Origin of the sequence: Sulfitobacter aestuarii (assembly GCF_042685005.1) — a bacterium.
In the GTDB taxonomy this organism is placed as follows: Bacteria; Pseudomonadota; Alphaproteobacteria; order Rhodobacterales; family Rhodobacteraceae; genus Sulfitobacter; species Sulfitobacter aestuarii.
In genome coordinates this window covers 1-4,953 of record NZ_JBHUMP010000048.1, presented here as the reverse complement: position 1 = coordinate 4,953, position 4,953 = coordinate 1, and the positions used below count along the sequence as shown (strand labels likewise).

Annotated in this window: 3 protein-coding genes and 3 pseudogenes; 2 read left to right on the top strand and 4 right to left on the bottom strand. The window is 55.9% G+C overall.

Going from position 1 to position 4,953, the window contains the following annotated elements; all coding sequences use genetic code 11:
- Positions 1 to 64: 64 nt before the first annotated feature.
- Positions 65 to 505, top strand: a pseudogene (locus ACFSUD_RS19370) (transposase); the annotation flags it as partial.
- A 382-nt stretch (positions 506 to 887) separates the two neighbouring features.
- Here ACFSUD_RS19370 and fliP read toward each other — a convergent pair.
- From fliP to fliF, 4 genes and pseudogenes are all read right to left on the bottom strand, one after another.
- Complete coding sequence (fliP, locus tag ACFSUD_RS19365; protein WP_386376144.1) at positions 888 to 1,604, bottom strand: flagellar type III secretion system pore protein FliP; 717 nt, start codon at positions 1,602 to 1,604, stop codon at positions 888 to 890.
- Positions 1,605 to 1,630: 26 nt separating this feature from the next.
- A pseudogene (locus tag ACFSUD_RS19360) lies at positions 1,631 to 1,918 on the bottom strand (FliM/FliN family flagellar motor switch protein).
- Positions 1,911 to 2,507, bottom strand: a complete 597-nt coding sequence (locus ACFSUD_RS19355) for an ABC transporter ATP-binding protein (RefSeq protein WP_386376143.1) — start codon at positions 2,505 to 2,507, stop codon at positions 1,911 to 1,913. Before ACFSUD_RS19355 ends, ACFSUD_RS19360 begins: the two are co-directional and overlap by 8 nt.
- Positions 2,507 to 4,133, bottom strand: a pseudogene (gene fliF / locus ACFSUD_RS19350) (flagellar basal-body MS-ring/collar protein FliF). Before fliF ends, ACFSUD_RS19355 begins: the two are co-directional and overlap by 1 nt.
- Positions 4,134 to 4,254: 121 nt before the next feature.
- Here fliF and ACFSUD_RS19345 point away from each other — a divergent pair.
- A complete protein-coding gene (locus tag ACFSUD_RS19345; protein WP_386376142.1) occupies positions 4,255 to 4,743 on the top strand; it encodes a flagellar basal body-associated FliL family protein in 489 nt (162 codons plus the stop codon).
- Positions 4,744 to 4,953: the final 210 nt, after the last annotated feature.

Here is a 4,953-nt window from a genome sequence, read left to right as displayed (position 1 = left end):
GGGGTGGGCTTCTTCTGATCCATAGGGCTCATCCTTTGAGAGTTTTACTCTCCGGTAAACCCGGGGCGGTTCAAAACAGGTGCGTCAGCTCGCTCAGGACGATCCGGTTTGCTGTCGCCTGATGACGATGCCGGGGATCGGTGCAGTCGTGGCATTAACGTTCCGCGCCGCCGTTGATGATCCGACACGCTTTCGGTCTTCAAAGAGGATCGGTCCTTGGGTCGGTCTGACCCCTTCACCCAACCAGTCGGGCGAACGAGATGTGTCTGGCGGCATTACAAAGGCTGGCGATGTCAATCTCAGGCGAGCGCTATGCCAGGCTGCTACCGTCATGATGAACCGCGGTCGCTCGACATGGCTTCGAACATGGGACGCTCAGGTTGCGCAGCGCCGGGGTCGCAAGATTGCTATGGTTGCTCTCGCGCGTCGCATCGCCGTCGTTCTGCATCGCATTTGGGTCGATGGCACTGACTTCATGCCGGATGCTCCACCGAAAGCTACCTGACCGCGCACTACTTCAACCGTTGTCTGCCTGACCGTAGGCTTTCGGGGTCCCGCAGGGACGTGGTTCCGGTGATGCCGTGGTCTGGACCGTCGCTGACATCAGTCAAGCACGCCTATGAGATGGGCACATCGGAATTACATCGAACCAGCATCATGTTGGGAGCCGAAGCGCTGACCACGAACCGAAGCATGTGCCTCAAGAACCTCAATTGAAAGCCTGCGAAACGTAGAGATAGTCAAAAACAACCAGATGACCGCCTTGGCGGATCAGTTGGATTGCGCAAAAACGCTTGACTGGGACGGCCCCGTTACCGAAGTCCAGACCCTAGTCATCGTGGGATCAGGCAATGGATTAGCGAAGTGGCAAAAGTCATACACTTCCGTTAAAAATAACTGCGCACCAGACTACCCGCAATCAGGCTCCAACCATCTGCAACGACAAAAAATGCCAATTTGAATGGAAGTGAAACAATCGCTGGAGGAACCATCATCATTCCCATAGACATCAAGATTGCCGCTACGACGAGATCTATGATCAAAAAAGGTAGAAAGATCAGGAAACCTATCTGAAAGGCCCGGGTGATTTCGGATAGCAGGAAGCTAGGTATCAAGATTGAAAGCGGCGCGTCTGTCTGAGGTTCTGCGGTCATCGGTTCCGAGCGCAGCTCTGCCATTGCATAGAACGTATCGGAATTTACTCGCGCCGCCATGAAACTTCGAAATGGACTCAACGTGCGGGCAAAAGCGGTTTCGATATCGATCTGTTCTTCGAGTAGGGGCGCAATGCCATCGTTCCAAGCGTCGATAAACACCGGCTCCATTATGAAATAGGTCAGGAACAGCGCGAGGCTGACGATCAGCATATTCGGTGGTGATTGCTGCAGACCAATCGCTTGGCGCAGAATGGAGAACACAGTCACAAGAAAAGGGAAACAAGTCACCATGATTGCAATGCCTGGTGCCAGGCTGAGTACCGTAATCAGAGCGAAAAGCTGAATGGTTCGGGCGCTGAGTGAACCGTCATCGCCGAAGGAGATGGTCAGATCTTGAGCGATTGCCAACGTCGGAAATGCGGTTGCAAGCAGCGTAACGAGCGTCAGGCACCAGAGGGATCGTGCAGGCGTTTTCACCAGCTCTTCTGCGTATCGACAATTTCGGTCAAGCGGACCGCCAATGATCCGCTTTCGGCGCCTTCCTGCTCCTCGAGCAACCCACGCGCGATCAGACGGTCGCCGACGTAGAGCTCGACCGGATCATCAACATGGCGATCGAGCTTCAAAACCGTATTCTCGCCCAGCATTGCTAAATCACGAATAAGGGGCCGTGCCTTGCCAACTCAGACATTGATTTCAATCGGAACTGTCGTGAAGGGATTGCTCGGATCGGCAACAAGGTTCGACTCAGGTTCAGCCATGGGCATCTTCCTCTTTACAATGGAAATAAAAGGCCTCTACAGCAGTGGCGAGATCTTCGATAAGTTTATCGAGATCGATGACGCGCTCTGCGGTGTCGACACGTAGCGAAGCCTGGCCCGCTGACAGAAGAGCGTCGGCCTTAAGATTGAACGGCTGTTTAACTTGAGCCTCGAACACTGATTTCAAGGCCGAAAGGTTTTCCGGTGCGACGGTGATGTGGATCGATTTTTCGAGCTGATTACAGAGCATTTCGTTAAGCTGTTCGAGGATATGTGCGCTCAGCGTCGTGGGCAATACGGGCGGCAATAGTTTGGAAAGAATCAGCTGGAGAAGCGGCTGGGTCGCCAATGTCAGTTTTCCCAAGGCCTCATGATAGGTAAAGGACAGGTCCTGCAGACTTTGCGCCAATTCAGCGGATACGTGCGTCTGCTCAAGTTCATGCGCTTTCGAAGCGTCTTCCCATCCGGCCTGATAGCCATCCTCAAAAGACTGCAGCTTCGCGTCCTCGAGCGCAGTATCCATGATTCCGTTCTCGCCGTTCGGCGTTTCGGTGACTCCCAGGTCCTTGTAAAGGTGAGAAAGGGACATCAGGCTCTTTCCTCGGTATCTTCGAGCCAACTGCGCAGGATTTCGACGGTCTCTTCCTGCCGCTCGCCGATCATCGAGCGCAGTCGGTCAACCTGATCAGCCTGAGGTGCGGGCAATGTATTCGCGTCATCCTGACGCAGACCATGCCGAACTGAAGCTTCAATTCCGCTTCCGGATACCTCCGATTGATCCGGCGCGATCTCGCCTGTTAGGGCCGCTGCCTCCGGTTCATCTGCGCTCGTTGGCAGCGTCAGGGTCGGTGTTGCGGAAGGGCCGTCGCCCGCCCCCCCCACGCGAGAGCAACGGTCGCACAACAAACAGGCCGAGGATCAATGTGACGATCGCCAATACAGCCATCTGTATCGCCGACATTAAATCGAAGTTCAGGCGATCCATGATGTTGCTATCGACAGAAGTACCGCTTGGCGCGATCTTCTGCAGCGCCATCGACTTTAGGGTAATGATATCGCCACGCGATTCATCAAAACCTACTGCTGAGGCCACCAATTCGCGCAGAGCAGCGATTTCCTCAGGGCTTCGTGCGGCCGATTCCTGCTCCCCAGCTGCGTTGGTTGAGGTTGTCTCGTTCACCAGAACTGCAACGGTGACCCTTTTGACCGCACCAGGCGCGCGCAGGATCTCGCGCTTGATTTCGGAGACCTCATAATTGACTCGCTCGCGCGATTCGCTGTTCTGCGAGCTGGAACCTTCTCCCTCTCCATCCGCGCGATCCGGCAAATTGCTGGCAACAGTAACGTCCGCGCCGCCAGCATCTTTGGAACTGATGCTGCGTTCTTCGGTGTCCGTGCTGATCGCAACTCGTCCTTCCGGATCGAAGGTGTGCTCACGAATTGCTTCGCTCTCGGTAACAGTATCAACGCTCACTTCGACAACCGCGTTACCAAAACCGACACGCGCTTCGAGAAGCCGCTGCACCCGGTCGCGCAAGATCTGAGCCTTGTCATCGCCGGCGATTGCAGGGGGCGCGTCCTCGCCGGTGGCGATGAGCGCCCCATGTGCATCGATTACCGCGACATCTTCGGGTGCAAGGCCCGCCACGGCAGATGCCACGAGATAGCGGATCGCTCTTGCCTGGTCGGGCGTAACAGCATTCCCGTTCGGTGTAACGGAGACCGAGGCTTTCGTGGTGACGCCGCGCTGAAAGGGATTGGCGCCCGCACTGGCGATATGAACACGCGCCATGGCGATTTGCGGGTTCGCGACGATAGTGCGGGCCAGTTCGCCTTCCTTCGCGCGCCAATAGGCGGCGTCAAACATCTGTGACGTCGTGCCGAAGCCTGTCAGATCGTCCAACAACTCATATCCTCGAGTGCTGTTGGCTGGCATGCCTTCACTCGCAAGGGTCAGGCGCAATTGGTCTCGCTCCTGCAAATCGACGAAGATCGATCCGCCACGCACTTCGAAAGTTACGCCGCGCTGTTCAAGCGCGCGCACGACTTCTCCGGCAGAACCATTCTCGAGTCCGGCATAGAGCAAGGCCATGTTGGGCGCTGCAACCATCCGGGACATCGTCAGTATGGCCAGGAACATTGCAAAGGTAGCCCCCAGCACGACGATCTGTCGCCGCAGGCCCAGGCCGGTCCAAACATTGCGTAGTCGCTGCACAATCGCCTCCGTCAAGCCGGGCGTTCTACCCGGCACGCTCCTAGAATTGGACGATTGGTCTTAACAATCGGTTAGGGCAATTCGGCCTAAAAGTGATTGCAGCTTAGCGAATGGATTGAAAATGCCAGAATCCGAAATCAATGATGAAGAACCACCCAAGAAGGGCTCGAAGCTCCCGCTGTTGATCGGCCTTAGCCTTGCCCTGCTCGGGGGGGTCGGCGGGTTCTTTGCGGTCTCGTCTGGAATAATTCTCCGCCCCGATCCGGAAACGACAACTTCGCAAGCAACCGAGGTAGATAGTCAAGCAGCCGATGTCGCGTTTGTCCCCGTGGATCCGGTCACGATATCGTTGCTTCCGCCGTCCCAGTCGAGACATTTAATCTTTCGGGCACAACTCGAGGTACCGAGCCAGCATCAAGCGGAGGTGGAGCGCTTGCTGCCGCGAGTTGTCGACGTCATCAACAGCTATCTACGCGCATTACAATTGTCAGACATCGAAGACCCGACAGCTCTGACGCGTTTGCGGGCGCAAATTTTGCGACGCGTCCAGATTGTCGCGGGGCGCGAGCGGGTCAACGATCTTTTAGTAATGGAATTTGTACTGAACTAGGAGCGCCCTATGGAATTGATTGCCGATATATTGTTGGCCTCGGGAGCGTTTGGTGCCGGTTTTTATTGCCTAGTGCTAGGGCGCCGCCTGAAGCGCTTCAATGATCTCGAAAAGGGTGTTGGCGGAGCGGTAGCAGAGAGGTGGCCCGAGGAATCTGGACAGTTGAGTTAGGTGGATTTTCTGCTCCCACTCCGGCAGCGTTGCCGAGAC